This window comes from Arthrobacter sp. Y3221159, assembly GCF_059089885.1.
On record NZ_JBNHFC010000019.1, the window covers coordinates 22,023 to 41,707 of the forward strand.

Annotated in this window: 18 protein-coding genes; 12 read left to right on the forward strand and 6 right to left on the reverse strand. The window is 66.5% G+C overall.

From position 1 onward, the window contains the following. The first annotated feature begins 27 nt into the window (after window positions 1–27). A complete protein-coding gene (hemW, locus tag AC5RT3_RS17250; RefSeq protein ID WP_494053663.1) occupies window positions 28–1,257 on the forward strand; it encodes a radical SAM family heme chaperone HemW in 1,230 nt (409 codons plus the stop codon). Window positions 1,258–1,383: 126 nt separating this feature from the next. Here the strand turns inward: hemW and AC5RT3_RS17255 are convergent, their stop codons facing one another. Beyond that, window positions 1,384–1,803 carry a DUF4870 domain-containing protein gene (locus AC5RT3_RS17255; RefSeq protein ID WP_009358804.1) on the reverse strand — a complete coding sequence of 140 codons (420 nt, stop codon included), beginning with the start codon at window positions 1,801–1,803 and terminating at the stop codon, window positions 1,384–1,386. A gap of 121 nt (window positions 1,804–1,924) precedes the next feature. After that, complete coding sequence (locus tag AC5RT3_RS17260) at window positions 1,925–2,773, reverse strand: DUF3097 domain-containing protein (RefSeq protein ID WP_494053589.1); 849 nt, start codon at window positions 2,771–2,773, stop codon at window positions 1,925–1,927. A gap of 190 nt (window positions 2,774–2,963) precedes the next feature. Here AC5RT3_RS17260 and hrcA point away from each other — a divergent pair, with 190 nt between their 5' ends. From hrcA to AC5RT3_RS17275, 3 genes are all read left to right on the forward strand, one after another. Continuing rightward, window positions 2,964–3,977, forward strand: coding sequence for a heat-inducible transcriptional repressor HrcA (gene hrcA, locus AC5RT3_RS17265; protein WP_494009227.1), 1,014 nt, complete (start codon window positions 2,964–2,966; stop codon window positions 3,975–3,977). Window positions 3,978–4,058: 81 nt separating this feature from the next. Then, window positions 4,059–5,186, forward strand: a complete 1,128-nt coding sequence (gene dnaJ / locus AC5RT3_RS17270; protein ID WP_494009226.1) for a molecular chaperone DnaJ — start codon at window positions 4,059–4,061, stop codon at window positions 5,184–5,186. A 2-nt stretch (window positions 5,187–5,188) separates the two neighbouring features. Beyond that, on the forward strand, window positions 5,189–5,971 hold the full coding sequence (locus tag AC5RT3_RS17275; protein ID WP_494124752.1) for a 16S rRNA (uracil(1498)-N(3))-methyltransferase: 783 nt from the start codon (window positions 5,189–5,191) through the stop codon (window positions 5,969–5,971). On the opposite strand, the gene AC5RT3_RS17280 is transcribed toward AC5RT3_RS17275, so the two are convergent. Beyond that, complete coding sequence (locus AC5RT3_RS17280) at window positions 5,958–6,911, reverse strand: GerMN domain-containing protein (protein WP_494124753.1); 954 nt, start codon at window positions 6,909–6,911, stop codon at window positions 5,958–5,960. The two genes, AC5RT3_RS17275 and AC5RT3_RS17280, sit on opposite strands and share 14 nt — an antisense overlap. A 298-nt stretch (window positions 6,912–7,209) precedes the next feature. On the opposite strand from AC5RT3_RS17280, the gene AC5RT3_RS17285 reads away from it, so the two are divergent. The 5 genes from AC5RT3_RS17285 (at window position 7,210) to AC5RT3_RS17305 (ending at window position 12,712) form a co-directional block, all read left to right on the forward strand. Beyond that, the gene (locus AC5RT3_RS17285; protein WP_494009223.1) at window positions 7,210–8,295 is read left to right on the forward strand and encodes a PhoH family protein; all 1,086 of its coding nucleotides are present in this window, start codon (window positions 7,210–7,212) and stop codon (window positions 8,293–8,295) included. Continuing rightward, window positions 8,292–8,765 (forward strand): rRNA maturation RNase YbeY, encoded by a 474-nt coding sequence (gene ybeY, locus AC5RT3_RS17290; protein ID WP_009358798.1) that lies wholly within the window; start codon window positions 8,292–8,294, stop codon window positions 8,763–8,765. The genes AC5RT3_RS17285 and ybeY overlap by 4 nt, the downstream gene beginning before the upstream one ends. Next, a complete protein-coding gene (locus tag AC5RT3_RS17295) occupies window positions 8,762–10,093 on the forward strand; it encodes a hemolysin family protein (RefSeq protein WP_494124754.1) in 1,332 nt (443 codons plus the stop codon). The genes ybeY and AC5RT3_RS17295 overlap by 4 nt, the downstream gene beginning before the upstream one ends. Continuing rightward, window positions 10,077–11,033 carry a GTPase Era gene (gene era / locus AC5RT3_RS17300; protein ID WP_494053594.1) on the forward strand — a complete coding sequence of 319 codons (957 nt, stop codon included), beginning with the start codon at window positions 10,077–10,079 and terminating at the stop codon, window positions 11,031–11,033. Before AC5RT3_RS17295 ends, era begins: the two co-directional genes overlap by 17 nt. 221 nt (window positions 11,034–11,254) lie before the next feature. Continuing rightward, window positions 11,255–12,712, forward strand: coding sequence for an LCP family protein (locus AC5RT3_RS17305; protein ID WP_494053595.1), 1,458 nt, complete (start codon window positions 11,255–11,257; stop codon window positions 12,710–12,712). A 79-nt stretch (window positions 12,713–12,791) separates the two neighbouring features. Here the strand turns inward: AC5RT3_RS17305 and AC5RT3_RS17310 are convergent, their stop codons facing one another. Then, window positions 12,792–14,744: a M13 family metallopeptidase gene (locus AC5RT3_RS17310; protein WP_494053596.1), complete on the reverse strand. Its 1,953-nt coding sequence runs from the start codon at window positions 14,742–14,744 to the stop codon at window positions 12,792–12,794. A 251-nt stretch (window positions 14,745–14,995) separates the two neighbouring features. Here AC5RT3_RS17310 and leuA point away from each other — a divergent pair, with 251 nt between their 5' ends. The 3 genes from leuA (at window position 14,996) to AC5RT3_RS17325 (ending at window position 18,424) form a co-directional block, all read left to right on the forward strand. Beyond that, the gene (leuA, locus tag AC5RT3_RS17315; protein WP_494009217.1) at window positions 14,996–16,735 is read left to right on the forward strand and encodes a 2-isopropylmalate synthase; all 1,740 of its coding nucleotides are present in this window, start codon (window positions 14,996–14,998) and stop codon (window positions 16,733–16,735) included. A gap of 88 nt (window positions 16,736–16,823) precedes the next feature. Then, window positions 16,824–17,576, forward strand: a complete 753-nt coding sequence (gene recO, locus AC5RT3_RS17320) for a DNA repair protein RecO (protein ID WP_494009216.1) — start codon at window positions 16,824–16,826, stop codon at window positions 17,574–17,576. A gap of 2 nt (window positions 17,577–17,578) precedes the next feature. Beyond that, window positions 17,579–18,424 (forward strand): isoprenyl transferase, encoded by an 846-nt coding sequence (locus AC5RT3_RS17325; RefSeq protein ID WP_494009215.1) that lies wholly within the window; start codon window positions 17,579–17,581, stop codon window positions 18,422–18,424. A gap of 4 nt (window positions 18,425–18,428) precedes the next feature. Here the strand turns inward: AC5RT3_RS17325 and AC5RT3_RS17330 are convergent, their stop codons facing one another. Together AC5RT3_RS17330 and AC5RT3_RS17335 are read right to left on the reverse strand one after the other, a co-directional pair. Continuing rightward, complete coding sequence (locus tag AC5RT3_RS17330; protein WP_494053597.1) at window positions 18,429–18,638, reverse strand: hypothetical protein; 210 nt, start codon at window positions 18,636–18,638, stop codon at window positions 18,429–18,431. Next, window positions 18,635–19,636 (reverse strand): alpha/beta hydrolase, encoded by a 1,002-nt coding sequence (locus tag AC5RT3_RS17335; RefSeq protein ID WP_494124755.1) that lies wholly within the window; start codon window positions 19,634–19,636, stop codon window positions 18,635–18,637. Before AC5RT3_RS17335 ends, AC5RT3_RS17330 begins: the two co-directional genes overlap by 4 nt. Between the last annotated feature and the right edge of the window lie 49 nt (window positions 19,637–19,685).

Consider the following 19,685-nt stretch of genomic DNA (forward strand, 5'->3'; position numbering starts at 1 on the left):
TGGCCGCATCTATCACGGGCCGCAGCAATGCCTAGTGTTCTTCCCCTGGGCGACCCCGCGCCGTCGGACGGCCTGCTGCCCGCGCAGGCAGCCGAGGGCGCGGAGAGCCGTGCGTTTGGGCTGTATGTCCACATCCCCTTCTGCGCGGTGCGCTGCGGGTACTGCGACTTCAACACCTACACCGCCACCGAGCTCGGCGGCGGTGCGTCCCAGGACGCCTATGCCGGCACCGCCGCCTCCGAGGTGGCGTTTGCCGCCAGGGTGCTGGCCGGGTCCGGGCTTCCGGCGCGGAAGCTCAGCACTGTTTTCTTCGGCGGCGGGACGCCCACCCTGCTTCCCGCCGCCGATCTCGCCCGGATCCTTCGGGCGGCAATCGACGAGTGGGGCATTGAGGACGGCGCGGAGGTCACCACCGAAGCCAATCCGGACTCCGTGACTCCCGAGTCCCTCGCTGTCCTCAAGGCAGCGGGTTTCACGCGCGTTTCCTTTGGCATGCAGTCGGCGGTTCCGCACGTGCTCAAGGTCCTGGACCGGACGCATACCCCCAGCAGGGTTCCGCAGGTGGTGCAGTGGGCCAGGGAGGCCGGACTGGCCGTCAGCCTGGACCTGATCTACGGGACGCCGGGCGAATCCCTGGACGACTGGCGGTACTCCCTGGAGACCGCCCTGTCCTACCAGCCCGACCACATTAGCGCCTACGCGCTGATCGTGGAGGACGGCACCAAGCTCGCCGCGCAGATGCGGCGCGGGGAGGTCCCGGGTATCGACGACGACGACCACGCCGACAAGTACGAACTCGCCGACCAGCTGATCACCGCGGCCGGCCTGGGCTGGTACGAGGTCAGCAACTGGGCCCGCACACCGGAGCAGGCGTGCCGCCACAACCTCGCCTACTGGCGGGGGGACGACTGGTGGGGGATCGGCCCGGGCGCCCACTCCCATGTTGGTGGCGTCCGCTGGTGGAACGTCAAACATCCCACCGCCTATGCCGGCCGCCTGGCCCAGGGACTCTCACCGGCTGCCGGGCGGGAAACCCTTGACCCGGAAACCCGGAATGTCGAACGCATCATGCTGGAGGCTCGCCTCCAGGCGGGCCTTGAAGTGGCCACCCTGAGCGCTGTCGGACGCCACGAAATGGCAGGACTGATTGCCGACGGCCTGGTGGACCCGGCCGCGGCATTCCGCGGGAAACTCGTCCTCACCCTGAAGGGGCGCCTGCTCGCAGACGCGGTGGTCCGCCGGATCCTCCCGGACTAACCTGCCCGGATGGGCCCACGCCGGCGAGGGCCCCGGCGCGAGCTTGCGAGGGCTGGGAGCCGGTGGATGGGCCCACGCCGGCGAGGGCCCCGGCGCGAGCTTGCGAGGGCTGGGAGCCGGTGGGGACTACTTGATCCAGCGCAGGTTGTACTGGTACCGGTGCGGCTGGCCCTTGTTCACGTGGATGCCTGCCGCCACCGAGAAGCAGGTCAGGGCGATCCAGATCAGCGTGGCAATGACGGCGAAGATGTTGCCGATGACGGGGATGAATACCAGGATGTTCGCCACCACGGCCGCAATGGTGGGCGGCAGGCTGAAGTTCAGGGCTTCCTTGGACTCCTGCGCCGTGAACGGCCCGCGGTCGCGGAAGATCAGGAAGATCAGCAGCGCAGGTACGCAACCGAGGATTCCGCCGAAGTGCGCCAGGGTGGCCCATTGCCTGTCCTCGCCTGCCGTCAGGGGCAGCGCGTTCGCCGGGACGCCATGGTATTCGGAGCGGCCTGCGCCGCCCTGGCTGTCCCTGTGATCACGGGTGTTTTCTGCCACAGTCTGTTTCCTTCGAGAGTGCAATAGTGCGGAATGCCGGTGCTGCCTTGCTGCGGCCGCGGACAGTGCCGCAGGACCTGCAGTACCAAGAATACTGGCTATCCGGGACATGGCTCCCCATTCAGGGCACCGTGAGGAAGTCGATCACTTCCTCAACGCGGCCCAGCAGCGACGCCTCAAGGTCAGCGTAGCTGCGGACGGCACCCAGCAGCTTCTGCCACCCCAGCCCGATGTCCTCCTTCGTGGCGTGCGGCCAGCCGAAGGCCGCCAGCACGCCGGTCTTCCAGTCCTGGCCCCGGGGCACTACGGGCCACTGCTCGATCCCCAGGACAGCGGGCCTGATGGCCTGCCACACATCCACGTACGGGTGGCCCACGATCAGGACGTTCCCCGCGGCGCCGGGGGACGCCATCACGGCGTCGGCAATGCGGGACTCCTTCGAGTCCGGCACCAGGTGGTCCACGAGCACGCCCAGCCGCCGTCCCGGCCCGGGCCGGAAATCGGCCACCGCTCCGGCGAGGTCGTCAATGCCGTGCAGGGGTTCGACGACGATGCCCTCCACTCGAAGGTCGTCTCCCCAGACCTTCTCCACCAGTTCGGCGTCGTGCTTGCCTTCCACCCAGATGCGGCTGGCTTTGGCCACCTGGGCACGCTGGCCCGTGACCCGGACCGAGCCCGACGCCGTCCTGCCGGCTCCGGCGCCGGCAGCGGCACGCGGTGCCGGCGGCATCAGGCGGATGGCCTGGCCCTCCAGGAGGAAGCCGAAGCCGAGCCGGAACGTCCGTGACTTTCCCCGCCGGTCTTCCAGCGCCACCACGTGCATGCCGCCTGACTTTTCCACCCGCGTCACGGCACCAACCCACCCGGACTGCACGTCCTCCAGGACCATGCCGCGTTCAACGGGGACTTCGGGAAGTTGGGTGCGGACGGGGCCGGACATCTCCCGGGGCCCCCAGTTCTGGTAATCCATGGATCGACTCCGCCTAGCGCTAGATCAGTGCCGCCGGAATTTCGCCCGGAGCGGTACCAATGCTAACAACGGGGCGAGTCATAATAGACTGTTAGCACTTAGGCATGTCGAGTGCTAACCCTGATGGTTTTCCCTGATGTTTGTTGCACAGGGTGGCGCTGCCGCCCTGACCCTGGATTGGAGGTGGAGTGTGAGCGAGCCACGCAAACTGGAAGTGCTGCGGGCAATCGTGGAGGACTACGTCCACTCCCGCGAGCCCGTGGGTTCCAAGGCGCTGGTGGAAAGGCATCATCTCGGCGTATCCAGTGCAACAATCCGCAACGACATGGCAGCCCTGGAAGACGAAGGGCTCATCACCGCACCGCACACCAGTGCGGGCAGGATTCCCACGGACAAGGGCTACCGCCTGTTCGTTGACCAGATCTCGGCTGTGAAGCCGCTGTCCCAGGCTGAACGCCGCGCCATCCAGTCGCTGCTCGAAGGCTCCGACGACCTCGATGATGTCCTGGACCGGACCGTCCGGCTGCTGTCGCAACTGACCAACCAGGTGGCGGTGGTCCAGTATCCCCATCTGAGCCGGGCCCTGATCCGCCACATCGAATTCGTCCTGCTGGCACCGCGGAAAGTGCTGGTGGTTTTGATCGCCAACAGCGGCAAGGTGGAGCAGCGGGTCATCGACGTCGGCCAGGACCTCGGTGACGACGCCCTCGCCGCGCTCCGGACCCAGTTCCTCGGTTCCCTCGCCGGAACCCCGCTGGGCCAGTTAGGGCAGTCCCTGCCCGGCGTCGTCTCCGCCGTCGGCCCGGCGCAGCGGCCGGCTGCGCAGGCACTGGCCCACGGGCTGGAGCTCCTGGCGCACAGCAGCCGCGAGGAGCGCATGGTCATGGCGGGCACGGCGAACCTTGCCCGGTCCAACGTGGATTTCCCGCTCAGCATCGGACCTGTCCTGGAAGCCCTGGAGGAACAGGTGGTGATGCTGCGCCTGCTGAGCGAAATGGCGCAGGACCACCGTGGCGTGGCAGTCAGCATCGGGCGTGAGAACCCGTACGACGGCCTTGCCGAAGCTTCCGTGGTGGCCACCGGCTACGGTCCGGACAGCGCAGCGAAAATAGGCGTGCTGGGGCCCACGCGCATGGACTATCCCACCACTATGGCCGCCGTCAGGGCTGTTGCCCGCTACCTATCCCGGATTCTGGGGCCCTGAGCGGGGCGCCGGTTGCCCTGGCAGCCGGTCCGCGGAAGGACACCCCCACTGCATGCAGTCAACAAGGAAGAGATACGAACTTTGAGCAGCCACTACGACGTCCTTGGAGTCTCACCGGAGGCCACCGGAGAAGAAATCAAAAAGGCCTACCGCAAGCTGGCCCGTACCCTGCACCCGGACGTCAACCCGGGCGAGGAGGCCGCTGACCGCTTCAAGGCAGTGACCCATGCGTACGAAGTCCTCTCGGACCCCCAGAAGCGGCGCGTCTACGACACCACCGGCAACGAGAACGGCACGGACAACGGGTTCGGCGGCGGCAGCTACGCCGGGCAGGGCTTCGCATTCCAGGACATCTTCGACACCTTCTTCGGTGCCGGCGGCTCCACCGGTCCGGCCTCACGCGTCCGACGCGGCCAGGACGCCCTCATCAGCGTCCGGATCGACCTCCGTGACGCCGTGTTTGGCGTCAACAAGAAGCTCGAGGTGGATACGGCGGTCACCTGCCCCACCTGCGAAGGCTCCTGCTGCCAGCCCGGCACTCATCCGGAGCGCTGCGACATCTGCGGCGGCAGCGGCCAGGTCCAACGGGCAGTCCGTTCCATCCTCGGCCAGGTCATGACGGCTGCCCCCTGCGGCAGCTGCGAAGGATTCGGCACCGTCATCAAGGATCCCTGCAACGAGTGCAGCGGCCAGGGCCGCATCCGGAGCCGCCGTTCACTGACCATCAAGGTTCCTGCCGGCGTCGCCACCGGAACACGCATCCAGCTGTCCGGGCAGGGTGAGGCGGGACCCGCCGGTGGACCTTCCGGCGACCTCTACGTGGAGATCCGGGTCAACAACGATCCCACTTATGTCCGGGACGGGGACGACCTCCACGCCACCTTGAACATTCCCATGACGGCGGCCGCCCTTGGCACCGAGGTCAGCCTGGAAACCTTCGACGGCACGCAGGAAATCGACGTTAAGCCCGGCACCCAATCCGGTGAAATCATTACGCTTCGCGGTTTGGGCGTCACCCACCTTCGCGGGTATGGCCGTGGCGACCTCAAGGTCCACCTGCAGGTGGAGACTCCCGCCAAGCTCGATGCCGCCCAGGAAGACCTGCTGCGGCAGTTGGCCAAGCTCCGGGGTGAGCAGATCACTGACGGCAAGCTGGCTGCGAGCGGCGGCATGTTCGCCAAGCTTCGGGACCGCCTCGGTAACCTGTAGCGGTGAGCAACCCCGTCTTCTTCACCGCCGCCGGGTCCCTGGATGGAATGTCGCCGGGCGGCCGCTTCGTCCTGGAAGGGGCCGAGGCCAGGCATGCCGTCGCTGTCAAACGACTTGAACCGGGCGAAGCCGTCGATATTGTCGACGGCGCCGGCACCAGGATGACAGGGCGGGTCGCCGCTGCTGCGCCGGCGGCCCTCGAGGTGGAGTGCGCGTCCGTAACCGTCGAACAGCGGCCGGACGTCCGGCTGGTGCTCGTCCAGGCCCTGGCAAAGGGCGACCGGGACGAGCTGGCCATCGAAACGGCCACCGAGCTGGGGGTCGACGCCGTGATCCCATGGCAGTCCGAGCGGTCCATCGTGCGGTGGAAAGGTGACCGCGCAGCGAAAGCCCACGCCAAATGGCAGTCGGTGGTGACCGCCGCCGCCAAGCAGGCACGGCGGTCCTGGGTGCCGGAGGTCCGCCCCGCCGTCGACACCGCCGCGCTTTCCGCAGCCGTCGAGGCCGCGGACCTGGCGGTCATCCTGCACGTGGACGCCGTCCGTCCGCTGCGCACCGTCCTTGAGGGTTGGCAGGCCGGCGGCGGGGGAGCGGAACACCGCGAGGTGCTCCTGATCGTAGGACCCGAGGGCGGGATCAGTCCCCGCGAAGTCACCCGGCTCTGCGACAAAGGCGCCGTGACCGCACTGCTGGGGCACCACGTCCTGCGGTCATCCACGGCAGGGCCGGCCGCCGTCGTGCTGGCCAGCGACATCCTAGGCCGCTGGACGGCTACCGCACCTTGAAGGCGCGGGTGTCCTCGAACTGGTCCGGACCGCCCCCGGTTCCGGCCTGCGCCACCCGCAGCTCGTAGTCGCCGGCCGGCATGGTCAGGGCCAGGGTGAAAACCCCCGCCTGGCCCTGCTCGGGCGAGGCTGTTGTCTCCCCGGTGAGGAAGGGCTCCGTGCTGCCGTTGGTTCCGGACCGCAGGATTTGCCAGCGGAGCTTGCCGCCGGCGGTTGTGCTTCGTCCGGTGATCTTGACGCTGCCTCCGGGTACTTCCACGTTTTCCTGCGGATCGATAATCCAGACGGGCGCCACCAGGCCCGTGCTCCGGGTCATCAGTGCGCCGAGCGGGATGTGGTCGAACGCCAGGTAGTCCGTATGCCCGTCCACCAGGATTCGGACCCGGATCTGCTGCCCGGAGTCGATCAGGCCTGAGCTGGCGGCGGCGGCGGTTGCCGTGTAGACCAACTGCTGGATGGCCCGGGCGGCCATCTCCGCATCGAGGTTGCTGTTGAAGGCGTCCTCGGAGACGTCCACGGTGATGACGTCTTTACCCGAAATGGAGGTGGCGAGCGTGCCGGGGTTCTGCCAGGGCGTGAAGAAGTCGGGGTCGAGCGGCTTGTCCGACATCATGGAGCGCAGGGCCCGCGTCACGGGATTTTCCTGGTCCGGGACGTCCCGGAATTCGCGGTACAGGAAGACGTCGCTGCCGCTGCGGCCAATCCAGTACACCGGTGCCTTGTTCGAGGACTGGGTGGTTTCCAGCGGCGCACTCGTGGACGGCGCCTGTGCCGTGCCGGTGGCGATGGGATCGGTGGCCAGTGTGCCCGTGGGCGTCGGCCCGGCCTCGGCGATACAGCCTGTCATGACCGGGACAGCTGCCAGGACTCCGGCCAGCAGGAGACCGCGCATGCGGCCCACGGCACGGCCCGCCCTCAGGGGCGCAGCGGATTCCGGCACGTTCGTCCTGTCCTTTCCTAACGTGGAGGGCCGATCCCCGGGCGGCCTGGTCATCCAGTTGCAGCTGGATTTCCAGCATGGCACACCCTGCAGGACCTGCCGGCCGCCAGCCCTCGCCTGCGCCCAACTGAAACGGGAACGATATGAGGCCGATATGAAGTTGATACCTAATGACGGAACTGGGTCATTCTTCGTCCATGCGACCGGTTCCCGTATCCGGCGCCGGCGGCTGCTGGCGTAATATGGAAAGACAATCTGTACCGACCTTGAGGGGACCACAGGCCAGCAGGCCATCACTATGACTGAATCAGCGAACGGAAAGCGCCGGTCCACCGGAGAGGGCAGCAGCGGGGAGTTCCCCCACTCCCTCCCGGGCATCCGGACTGAGGTGGTCCTTTTCGACAACTCCGATCAGATGGTCCAGTCGCTCGGCAGCCACGATGAGGCGCTGCGGTACATCGAGGAGCAGTTTCCGGACGTCAACTTCCACGTCCGCGGCAACGAGCTTTCCATCAGCGGACCCATCCATGACGTACCCCGGATCATGCGGCTGCTCCACGAAGTCCGCGGACTCGTGGCGCGCGGCACCATCATCAGCCCGGCGGTGCTGCAGCAGCTGGTGGCCCTGCTGCGCACCCAATCGTTGCAGAACCCTGTGGAGGTGCTCACCCACGACATCCTCTCCAGCCGCGGCAGGACAATCCGGCCGAAAACCCTGAACCAGAAAACCTACGTTGACGCCATCGACGACAACACGGTGATTTTCGGCATCGGACCTGCCGGCACCGGGAAGACCTACCTGGCCATGGCCAAGGCGGTCCAGGCCCTGCAGCAAAAAGAGGTTACCCGCATCATCCTGACCCGTCCGGCAGTGGAAGCCGGGGAACGCCTGGGGTTCCTGCCCGGGACGCTGAGCGACAAGATCGATCCGTACCTGCGCCCGCTCTACGACGCCCTCCACGACATGATGGACCCGGAGTCCATCCCCCGCTTGATGGCGGCCGGAACGATCGAAGTGGCGCCCCTGGCCTATATGCGCGGGCGCACCCTCAACGACGCGTTCATCATCCTTGATGAGGCGCAGAACACCACGCCCGAACAGATGAAGATGTTCCTGACACGCCTGGGCTTCGGATCCAAGATGGTGGTTACCGGAGACGTCACGCAGGTGGACCTTCCGTTCGGCACCCGGTCCGGGCTCCGAATCGTGGAGGACATCCTGCAGGGCATCGAGGGCGTCAACTTCTCGGTTTTGGATGCCGCCGACGTCGTCCGCCACCGCCTGGTTGGCGACATTGTCAACGCCTACAGCATCTGGGACGACGCCCAGAGGGCCCGCGCCAAACATTCAGCAGTTAAGGAAAAACGGGGGGAACGCGCTTGAGCATCGAGGTGAACAACGAGTCCGGGGTCCAGGTGGACGAAGCGGAACTCGTTGCATTGTCCCGGTACATCTTTGAACAGCTCTACATCCACCCGCAGGCGGAACTGTCCATCCTGTTGGTGGATGAGCCTGCGATGGAAAAGCTCCACCTTGAGCTGATGGACGAACCCGGTTCCACAGATGTCCTGTCCGTGCCCATGGATGAACTCACCCCCGGAACACCTGACCGGCCCACGCCGCAGGGCATGCTGGGCGATATTGCCATATGCCCGCAGGTGGCAAAAGTCCAGGCCAGGAACGCAGGCCACCAGCTCCAGGATGAGATGCTGCTGCTGACAACCCACGGCATCCTGCACCTGCTGGGCTACGACCATGCAGAACCCGAGGAGAAGGCCGAAATGTTCGGGCTCCAGCGGGAACTCCTGTCCGGCTTCACCGGCAAAGAAGCACCCGCCGAGACCACCCAGTGACGCCTCTGCTCCTGGTCGCGATGGCCCTGCTTTTCCTGGGTGTCGCGGCGGTGCTGACGGCCGCCGAAGCCGCTTTCAATTTCCTTCCGCGCCATGACGCGGAGGAAGCGCTCCTTCGGAGCCGGAGCACCGCGATGCGCCGCATCCTTGCCCAGCCGGTTGCCCACATCCGTGCGCTGCGGTTCTGGCGGATCTGGTTCGAAATGGCCTCCGCCGTGGCTGTTGCCGTCCTGCTCTACAGCCTGCTGGACAACATCTGGCTTGCCGGGCTGGCGGCCACGGGCATCATGGCGCTGCTCGGATTCGTCATCGTGGGCGTTTCGCCCCGCCAGCTCGGACGGCTGCACTCCGCGGCCGTGGTCCGGTTCACGGCCCCCACGATCCGGTTCCTGACCTGGATCCTGGGGCCCATCCCTGGTTTGCTCGTGGCCCTGGGCAGCTCGGCCGCGCCCGGCGCGCCCGGCGGTGACGAGTCGTTCTTCAGCGAGCAGGAGTTCCGTGAACTGGTGGAGCGCGCCAGCGAATCGGACATGATTGAGGACACCGAAGCCGAGATGATCCAGTCGGTGTTCGACTTCGGCGACACGCTGGTGCGCGCCGTCATGGTCCCCAGGACGGACATCGTCAGCATCGAATCCGGATCGAGCCTGCACCAGGCCATGTCCCTGTTCCTCCGGTCCGGCTACTCGAGGATTCCCGTGATCGGCGAGGACACGGACCATATTCTCGGCATCATCTACCTGAAGGACGTGGCCGCCGCCGTCCATGGACTCGCCCCGGACGCGGAACCGCCCCTGGTGGACTCGCTGGCCCGCGAGGTCCGGTACGTCCCCGAGTCCAAACCCGTGAGCGACCTGCTGCGCGAACTGCAGAAGGAATCCACCCATGTCGCCATCGTCATCGACGAATACGGCGGCACCGCCGGCCTGGTCACCCTCGAGGACCTGATCGAGGAAATCGTGGGTGAAATTGTGGACGAGTACGACACGGAAAGCGCCGAAGCCGTTGAGCTTGGAGACGGTTCCTACCGGGTCAGCGCACGGATGAGCATCGATGACCTGGGCGAGCTCTTCGACATCGAGCTGGACGACGACGAAGTGGACACCGTGGGCGGCCTCCTTGCCAAGGCGCTGGGCCGCGTCCCCATCGTGGGAAGCCAGGTTGAAGTCCACGGCGTTTCACTCCGGGCCGACCGGCTGGAAGGCCGGCGCAACCGCGTCAGCCACATCATTGCGGCGCCGGTGCCAAGAGTAGACACTGACTTTGAAGACCTCCTCGAAGAGGCGGACACAACCCAGCAGGGAGTTCCACGTGAGCAAGAAAAATAAGGCAGCACCGGAAGACTTCGGAGGCTTCCACGCAGGATTCTCAGTCCTGGTGGGCCGGCCCAATGCCGGAAAGTCCACCCTGACGAACGCCCTGGTGGGGAAGAAAGTGGCCATCACCTCCGCGAAGCCGCAAACCACCCGCCACACCATCCGCGGCATTGTGCACCGGGACGATGCCCAGCTGATCCTGGTGGACACCCCGGGCCTGCACCGCCCGCGTACCCTCCTTGGAAAGCGCCTGAACGACCTCGTCGCGGACACCCTCGCTGAGGTTGACGCCATTGGGTTCTGCCTGCCGGCCAATGAAAAGATCGGCCCCGGCGATAAATTTATCGCCGCCCAGCTGGCGGCGGTGGGCCGCAAGCCGGTCATCGCCATCGTCACCAAGGCGGACCTGGTGGACCGCCAGGCACTGACCGAGCAGCTCCTTGCCGTGGCGGAACTCGGCCGCGAAGTCCTGGGGGAGGAGGGCTGGAAGGACATCGTGCCGGTCTCCGCCACGGACGGTTTCCAGGTGGATACTGTCGCTGACGTCCTGATCAGCCACATGCCGCCGTCGCCTCCGCTGTATCCCGATGGCGAGCTCACGGACGAACCGGAAGCGGTGATGGTCGCCGAACTCATCCGGGAAGCCGCGCTCGAGGGCGTGCGGGACGAGTTGCCCCACTCCCTGGCCGTGGTGGTCGAAGAGATCGTTCCGCGGGAGGACCGGCCTGACGACAACCCGCTCCTGGATGTGCGCGTGAACCTGTATGTGGAGCGCCCTTCGCAGAAGGCCATCATCATCGGCAAGGGCGGCAGCAGGCTTCGCGAGGTGGGCACCAACGCGCGCAAGGGGATCGAGGCGCTGCTCGGCACGCGGATCTACCTCGACCTCCACGTCAAGGTGGCCAAGGACTGGCAGCGCGACCCGAAACAACTGGTCAAACTCGGTTTCTGATCCGGCCTGTGCCGCCGCGGCCGGGCGGACGCCCGGCGTTTTCCCAGACTGGACCACTAAAATGGGCCGGATTTTGAATTTAGAGGAAGGTTCACCACGTGGTTCGAGGCCGCGATATACGCGACAACGAAGCTGATGCGCCAGCGGGAACAGGACCCGTATCCCGGCACGCGCACGATAGCGCCTTAGGGACCGCACGGCATCTTGGCCCACTCCGCGGCATGCCCGTCTGGCTCAAGATCGTCACCGGTGTCCTGTCAGTGGCCATCATCTGCGGCCTGGCTTTCGCCGGATTCTGGTACCTGCGCCTCCACAACAACATTTCCAAGGCGCCCTTGAACGCCGGCGGAGGCAACAGCGAGATGGTCAGCGACGCGACGGGCAGGATGCAGATCCTCATCCTGGGCTCGGACACACGGGACGGCAAGAACGCCGAGTACGGCGAAGCCGACCTTTCCGCGGGGTACGGCAAATCGGACGTCATGATGCTGATGGACATCTCGGAAGACAACAAACGAGTCAGCGTCATTAGTTTCCCGCGCGACCTGCTGGTGGACATTCCCAAGTGCAAGGACGAGAAGACCGGCCAGGAACACCCTGCCCGGAGCGGCATCATGATCAACGAGGCCATGACGGAAGCCGGCATCGGCTGCGCTGTGGACACTGTCAACAAGATCACCGGCCTGGAAGTGGACCATTTCATGATGGCCGACTTCAACGCCGTGAAGGAACTGTCCAACGCTGTGGGCGGCGTGGAAGTCTGCATCAGCGACGCCGTGTACGACCCTGACTCCCGGCTGCGGCTGCCTGCTGGCACCTCGATGGTCCAGGGCGAGCAGGCACTTGCCTTCCTGCGCACCCGGCATGCCTTTGCCGACGGCGGCGACCTGGGCCGCATCAAGGCGCAGCAGGGCTTCCTCTCGTCGCTGACCCGGAAGATCAAGGACGACGGCACCCTGTCCGATCCCGGCAAGATGCTGAAGATCGCCGACGTCGTGACCCAGAACCTGACGGTGGATGAAGGCCTGGCTTCCGTGCCCACCCTGCTGACCATCGGCAACCGGCTCAAGGACATCGATATCAGCAAGGTGGCGTTCGTCGCCGTCCCCACCACACCGGCGGACCTTGATCCGAACAGGCTCCAGATCGCCGAACCAGCCGGCTCCCAGCTCTTCGCTGCGCTCCGGCAGGACGTGGACCTGACCGACCCCACCGCGCCCGCCACGCCAGCGCCCGGCGAAAGTGCACCGCCGTCGGCCGCCCCCACCGAAACGGTTCCGGCGCCGCCACCATACGACAAGGCGCTGCAGCCGGTGACGGTGGCCAACGGCACCGGTGTCCCCGGCCGTGCCCAGGAAATCGTGCAGGCCCTGGTCTCCGGTGGGTTCACGCAGGCCGCCCAGTTCGAAAACGCAGCCGTGGAACAATCCGTGGTCTACTACGGTTCTGACTTCGCCGATGTTGCCGCCGACGTCGCCGCACTGCTGGGCATCCCGGCGGGCCAGCTGGTTCCCGCCCCCGGTGTCTCAGGAGTGCAGGTCTACCTTGGCACGGACTTTACCTCGGGCACCACCTACGGGTCCGGGGCGGGGGCCGCGCTGCCCGACGATATCGTCAACCAGACGGCTGGCGACGCGACATGCCAGCAGGCCAACCCGTACCTGATCGTCCAGGAGTAAATCCTCCATATAACCGAAAGCGGGGCGCCACCCACCAGGGTGGCGCCCCGCTTTCGGCTAGGGCAGCGTCCCGGGAGACCTACCAGATGCTGACCCGCTCCGCAGGCGGCATCCACATGCCGTCCTGTTCAGTGACGTCGAACGCCTCGTGGAACGCGTCCAGGTTTTTCGCAATGGCGTTCGTCCGGAACTCGTTCGGGGAGTGGGGGTCCGTGGCAAGCCGGCGGACGGCCTCTTCCTGCCGGATCACCTGGCGCCAACCGGCCGCCCAGGAGGCGAAGAAGCGCTGCGGGCCGGTGAGGCCGTCCAGGACTTCCGGTTCCCTGCCGTCCAGGCTGATCAGGTACGCCTTGTAGGCGATGGCCAGGCCTGCCAGGTCGCCGATGTTCTCGCCCAGGGTGAGCCGCCCGTTCACGTGATGCCCGGGGGCGGCCGACGGCGACAAGGCATCGTACTGGGCTACCAGCTTGGCCGTGAGCTGTTCGAAGGCCTGCCGGTCCTCGTCCGTCCACCAGTTCCGAAGGGTGCCGCCGCCGTCGAACTGCGAACCCTGGTCATCGAAGCCGTGGCCGATCTCGTGGCCGATCACTGCGCCGATGCCTCCGTAATTAACGGCGTCATCGGCGTCGGCGGTGAAGAACGGCGGCTGCAGGATCGCGGCGGGGAAAACGATCTCGTTCATCATCGGGTGGTAGTAGGCGTTGACCGTCTGCGGGGTCATCAGCCACTTGTTGCGGTCCACCGGCTTGCCCACCTCATCAAGGTGGCGGTCGACGTCGGCGTTGTGCGCCCGCTCCACGTTGCCGAGCAGGTCGGCAGGATCGATCTCCACGGCGGAATAATCGATCCATTCGTCAGGGAAGCCAATCTTTGCCCGGAAGCCTTCGAGCTTCCGCAGTGCCTCGGCCTTCGTGGCCTCACCCATCCAGCCCACCCCCGTGATACTGCGGCGGTAGGCCTCGATCAGGTTGGCGACCAGGGTCTGCATCCGGGCCTTGTGCGTCTCCGGGAAGTGCCGGGCCACATAGATCTGGCCCACGGCCTCGCCCAGGGCAGCCTCCACCACGGCCACTCCGCGCTTCCACCGGTCCTTGTTGCGGGGCGTGCCGCTGATGGTAGTGCCGTAGAACGCGAAATTCGCGTCAACGAAAGCGGACGACAAGTAGGGTGCAGCGGCACTGATCACGCGCATGGCGAGCCATTCCTGCCACACGGACAACGGTTCGGAGTCCAGGAGCCCGGCGGCACCTTCAAAGAAGGGCGGCGTGCTCACCACGATCTCCTGCCGCTTGTCCCCGTCGATGCCCGCCGCCTCAAACCAGGTGGCAAGGTGGGGGAACAGGGCTGACGCTTCATCCGCGCTCTTCAGGTTGTAGGTCTTCTGCGGATTCCGCAGCGTGACGTTGTCCCAGTGGTGTGCCGCGAGCTTCGTTTCGAGCTCCACCACCCGTCCCGCCGCGGCTTCCGCGTCTGCCACGCCGGCAAGGCCGAACATGGTCTGCACATGCGACCGGTACGCGGACACCATGGGCGCGAATTTGTCTTCACGGTAGTAGGACTCGTCCGGAAGCCCCAGGCCGCCCTGGCCGGTGTACAGCAGGACGCGGTCCGGATTCCCGGCGTCGGGGGCCGGGTAGATATAAAAGAGGCCACCCACGTCCGAGCGGAACAGCCGCCCTGCCAGTGCAACGAGGTCGGCGGCGGAGGCAGTGGCGAAGACGTCCGCAATCCGCTGCCGGATGGGTTCCATCCCCTTGGCCTCCACGGTTTCCTCATCCATGAAGCTGCTGTAGAGGCCACCAATCTTGCGCTCGATCCCGCTGGCCGAACCGGCCTTGGCCGCCGCTTCCTCGATGATGTCCCGGACGGCTATCTCGGAACCGTCCCGCAAGGCGGTGAATGTGCCCTCGAGTGGGCGGTCGTCGGGAATTTCGGTGGCCTTCAGCCAGGCGCCGTTGACGTGCTGGTACAGGTCATCCTGCGGCCGGACCGTGTGATCTATGGTGGAAAGGTCGATCCCCGAAATGGGCACTGAAACTCCTTTGCTGCAGGCTCCATATCCGGCTCCAGCGCCGGAGAGGTCTGCATGGTGGACTTTACGGACGGTAGTGCCCTTTCATCTTACGCACGCGTGCTACGCTCAGAATGTGCGTGCAGAGCTCCTTCTCCTTAGCTGCCGCGGCGAGGCCCCAGACGCGATCTAGCGCAAGGCCATCCCTCGCTGCGGAGTTTGTGTTGCCCGGCCACCCTTTCAATGAAGATCTCCAGAAAAGGCCCCACGTAATGCGAAACGCACAAAAGCCCTCAGGAATGCCTGCCCACCGGTACACGCCGTTCCAGGACCTGATCAAAGTCGAACTGCCGGACCGCACCTGGCCGGACAAAGTCATCACGAAGGCTCCGCGCTGGTGCGCAGTTGACCTGCGCGACGGCAACCAGGCCCTGATTGACCCCATGAGCCCGGCACGCAAGATGAAGATGTTCGACCTGCTGGTCCGCATGGGCTACAAGGAAATCGAGGTCGGTTTCCCGTCCGCATCCCAGACTGACTTCGACTTCGTCCGCCAGCTGATCGAGGGCAACCACATCCCGGACGACGTCACCATCCAGGTCCTGACGCAGGCCCGCGAGCACCTGATCGAGCGGACGTACGAATCCCTGGTCGGCGCCAAGCAGGCAATCGTCCACCTGTACAACTCCACCTCGGTCCTGCAGCGCCGCGTGGTGTTCAACCAGGACGAAGACGGCATCCTGGACATCGCGCTGCAGGGTGCGCGGCTGTGCAAGAAGTACGAGGAAACCCTGGGTGATACCCACGTCACCTACGAGTACTCGCCGGAGTCCTTCACGGGAACAGAGCTGGAGTACGCAGTCCGCGTCTGCAACGCCGTCGCCGACGTCTTCGAAGCCTCGGCAGACCGCCAGGTCATCATCAACCTGCCCGCCACCGTGGAAATGGCCACGCCCAACGTGTACGCGGATTCCATCGAGTGGATGAGCCGCCACCTGCACCCCCGCGAGGGCATCATCCTGTCCCTGCACCCGCACAACGACCGCGGCACCGGCGTGGCCGCCGCCGAACTGGGATACATGGCCGGCGCGGACCGTATCGAAGGCTGCCTCTTCGGCAACGGCGAGCGGACCGGCAACGTGGACCTGGTCACCCTGGGCCTGAACCTGCTCGTCCAGGGCATCGACCCGATGATTGACTTCTCCGACATCGACGACATCCGCCGCACCGTGGAGTATTGCAACCAGCTGCCCGTTCCGGAACGGTCCCCGTACGGTGGCGACCTCGTTTTCACGGCGTTCTCCGGCTCCCACCAGGACGCCATCAAGAAGGGCTTCGAGGCCCTGGAACGCGATGCAGCTGCCGCCGGAAAGGACGTGGCGGACTTCACCTGGCAGGTTCCGTACCTGCCCATCGACCCCAAGGACCTGGGCCGCAGCTACGAGGCCGTCATCCGCGTGAACTCCCAGTCCGGCAAGGGCGGCGTGGCCTACCTGCTCAAGAACGAGCACAGCCTGGACCTGCCGCGCCGCGCGCAGATCGAGTTCTCCGGCGTCATCCAGCGGCGCACCGATACCGTGGGCGGCGAGGTGAGCGGCGCCCAGCTGTGGCAGATCTTCCAGGACGAGTACCTGCCCTCCGGCAAGGCTGACGGGCAGTGGGGGCGCTACGCGCTCGGTGCCGTCAAGACCGAAACGGACGACGACGGCGGCATGACCCTGCACGCCTCCCTCACCATCGACGGTGTGCAGGTCAGCCGCACCGGCACCGGAAACGGTCCCATCGCGGCGCTGCTGAGCATCCTGCATGAGGATGGCGTGGATGTCCGCGTCCTGGACTACAGCGAGCACGCACTCTCCGAGGGCGGCAACGCCCTGGCCGCCGCGTATGTCGAGGCGGCAGTGGGGGACCGGGTCCTGTGGGGCGTGGGCATCGATGCCAACACCAGCATGTCCGCTTTGAAGGCTGTCATCTCCGCCGTGAACCGCGCCATCCGGGACGCACAGGCCTGACACCTGCCAGCCGTGCCGCCGGGACATCTGCCCGGCGGCACGGCTGTGCCCGGTGGGATGCGAAGCCAAGAGGATGGGAAGATAAAGCGTGGCCCAACACTCTTTCGCCTCCCGCGCGTACCGGGATGACGCCGTCGTGCTCCGCACGCACAAGCTGGGCGAGGCGGACCGCATCATCACCCTCTTGACCAAGCATCACGGCCAGGTCCGTGCGGTGGCCAAGGGCGTGCGGCGCACCAGCAGCCGGTTCGGGGCGAGGCTGGAACCGTTCATGGTGGCGGATCTGCAGCTGGTCTCGGGCCGCACCCTGGACATCGTCACCCAGGCCGTGGCCAAGGGAGCGTACGGGGGGAGCATCGCGGCCGATTACGGCCGGTACACGGTTGCTGCTGCCATGACCGAAACCGCGGAGAAGCTGACGGACGTGGATGGCGAGTCCGGCACCGCCCAGTACAACCTGCTGGTCGGCGCCCTGGCCGCCCTCAGCCGGGATGAACACGCACCGGGCCTGATCCTCGATTCCTACCTGCTGCGGGCGCTGGCCACGGGCGGCTGGGCGCCCAGCTTCACCGAATGTGCCCGCTGCGGACTGCCTGGCCCCCACACCGCGTTCGCGGCCCCCCTGGGCGGGATGGTCTGCAGCGGTTGCAGGCCTCCCGGCTCACCTGCGCCGGCCCCCGAAACTGTCGTCCTGCTGGCAGCGCTGCTGACGGGCGACTGGGGCACGGCGGATGCATCCCTGCCAGTGCACCGCAAGGAGGCCGCGGGCCTGGTCGCGGCCTACCTGCAGTGGCATCTCGAACGAGTCCTCAAATCCCTCAAACATGTGGAGCGAAGCTGACAGTGGCCCTGGGAAAAAAGAACAACGTATCCCGCAAGCGCACCCACCCGGTGGTGGCGCCGTACCCGCATCCTTCCGGGGCCGTGGCGCCGTCCATTCCGGCGGAATTCATCCCCCGCCACGTCGCCATCGTCATGGACGGCAACGGCCGCTGGGCGAACCAGCGCGGACTGCCGCGCATCGAGGGCCACAAAGCCGGCGAACCGGCGCTGCTGGACGTCATGGCCGGCGCCATCGAACTGGGCATTGAATACGTCAGCGTCTACGCCTTCTCCACGGAGAACTGGCGGCGGTCGCCGGAGGAAGTCCGCTTCCTGATGGGATTCAACAAGGATGTGCTGCGGCGCCAGCGGAACCAGCTGGACGAGTGGGGGGTGCGGGTCCGATGGTCCGGCCGGCGGCCCAGGCTCTGGGGATCTGTCATCCGGGAACTCGAGGAGGCCGAGGAATACACTGCGGCCAACAGCACGTGCACGTTGACCATGTGTGTCAATTACGGCGGCCGCGCGGAAATTACTGATGCGGTGTCCGCCATCGCGGCCGACGTCGCCGCCGGACGGTTGAAGCCTAACGCCATCACCGAACGGACCATCCAGAAGTACCTGGACGAGCCGGACCTGCCGGACGTGGACCTCTTCCTCCGCAGCTCCGGGGAACAGCGTTTGTCCAACTTCATGCTCTGGCAGTCCGCCTATGCCGAGTTTGTCTTCATGGATACGCTGTGGCCCGACGTCGACCGGCGCACGCTATGGGCTGCCGTGGAAGAGTATGCCCGGCGGGACCGCCGCTACGGGGGCGCAGTCGACGCTGCCCGGCCCGTGGACGCCGTAACCCGGGACCAGGCCTGAACACTCAAAGCCCGGGGCGGCCCTCGGCGGGGTAGCCGCTGAGCCGCGCGGGGGAGGGTCCCGGCGCCGGGACGGGGCACCGCACGAGGGTCGCGACGACGTCGCCCTCGTCATCGGGTGCCAGCGGCAGCGTTCGCTGCTGGAACGGGGGGCCAAGGATATCCGCTGTCCACTCGCCGCTGGGTTCCCCGACGGCGTGATGTTCCGCCGTCATGGATGCGGCCCGGGCGGGACTGGCGGAAGGGGAGCGCCGCCATAGGCGGACAGCCAGCGGGCCAGCCTGCCGTAAGCGTCCGCACGCACCGCGGCGGGTGAGAGGAAGACATCGTGCAGCGCGCCGTCGATCCGCTCGATCGTCACCGTCCGGCCGAGCGTGAGGGCCCGGGCGCTGATGGTGTTGACGTCAAGGACCGCGTCCGTGCGGCGCATCTCCTCGGACCAAAAGAGCCCGTTCGCGCTGCCGCGGGAGAGCAGGACCAGGATGGGCACCTCGATGTTCAGCCCGCGCGCCACCTTGGCGTGCCCGGCCAGCACCGCACTGAGCCAGCCGGCGCGGACAGGGAAGGCCATGGGCGGACGGTACCGTTCATCGAGGGGCCATTCGCCTTCAGCCGCGCTGCTGATCGTGCGCCAGTAGAAGCCGCGCTCGGGCAGCCGCAGTACGGCTTCGGGCCGGATCCGGGCCACCGGGCCCACCATGCCGGAGGCTGCCCGCCGCACCAGGCTGTTGCCGTGCATTTCCAGCCAGGGGCTGTTCAGGATCAGGTGCGACACGCTCCCGGGCCGCCTGCTGGCCCACAGCACGGCCACGAGGCCGCCGGTGGAATGACCCATCAGGGTCAACGACCCCGCCGCACCCTCCCGGCTGATAAGGCGGATGGCCTCTTCAATTTCCGCGTCATAGTCGGCAAGGTCCGATACATAGCCGCCCGGATACTCGGGCCGCAGGCTCCGGCCATGGTTGTGCATATCCAGCGCATAGAAGTCGTAGCCCGCCGTCCACCAAAAGCGTGCCAGGTCCACATTGAAGAAGTAGTCGCTCCAGCCGTGGAGGAAGAGGACGGCGCGGCGCGGCTTCCGGGACTGGCCGGAGCCGTCCCCGGCCGGGCGGAACCGGACCAGCGTGGCCGTCCGTTCAACGCCGTCGGGGCCTGCCGCAGTGAAGGCAAGGGATTCGAACTCCTCACCCAGGATGTCCTGCTGCCAGCCCATGGATTCATGCTAATGCGGGCCGCATCCGCTCCGTGTGATTTTGGAACAG

What these genes read in the sequence shown, in the direction of transcription:
- AC5RT3_RS17330 (WP_494053597.1), bottom strand. Translation starts at nt 18,638, where the DNA reads ATGACGGCGGAACATCACGCCGTCGGGGAACCCAGCGGCGAGTGGACA.
- hemW (WP_494053663.1), top strand. Translation starts at nt 28, where the DNA reads ATGCCTAGTGTTCTTCCCCTGGGCGACCCCGCGCCGTCGGACGGCCTG.
- AC5RT3_RS17305 (WP_494053595.1), top strand. Translation starts at nt 11,255, where the DNA reads ATGCCCGTCTGGCTCAAGATCGTCACCGGTGTCCTGTCAGTGGCCATC.
- AC5RT3_RS17285 (WP_494009223.1), top strand. Translation starts at nt 7,210, where the DNA reads ATGACTGAATCAGCGAACGGAAAGCGCCGGTCCACCGGAGAGGGCAGC.
- AC5RT3_RS17335 (WP_494124755.1), bottom strand. Translation starts at nt 19,636, where the DNA reads ATGGGCTGGCAGCAGGACATCCTGGGTGAGGAGTTCGAATCCCTTGCC.
- AC5RT3_RS17260 (WP_494053589.1), bottom strand. Translation starts at nt 2,773, where the DNA reads ATGGATTACCAGAACTGGGGGCCCCGGGAGATGTCCGGCCCCGTCCGC.
- leuA (WP_494009217.1), top strand. Translation starts at nt 14,996, where the DNA reads ATGCGAAACGCACAAAAGCCCTCAGGAATGCCTGCCCACCGGTACACG.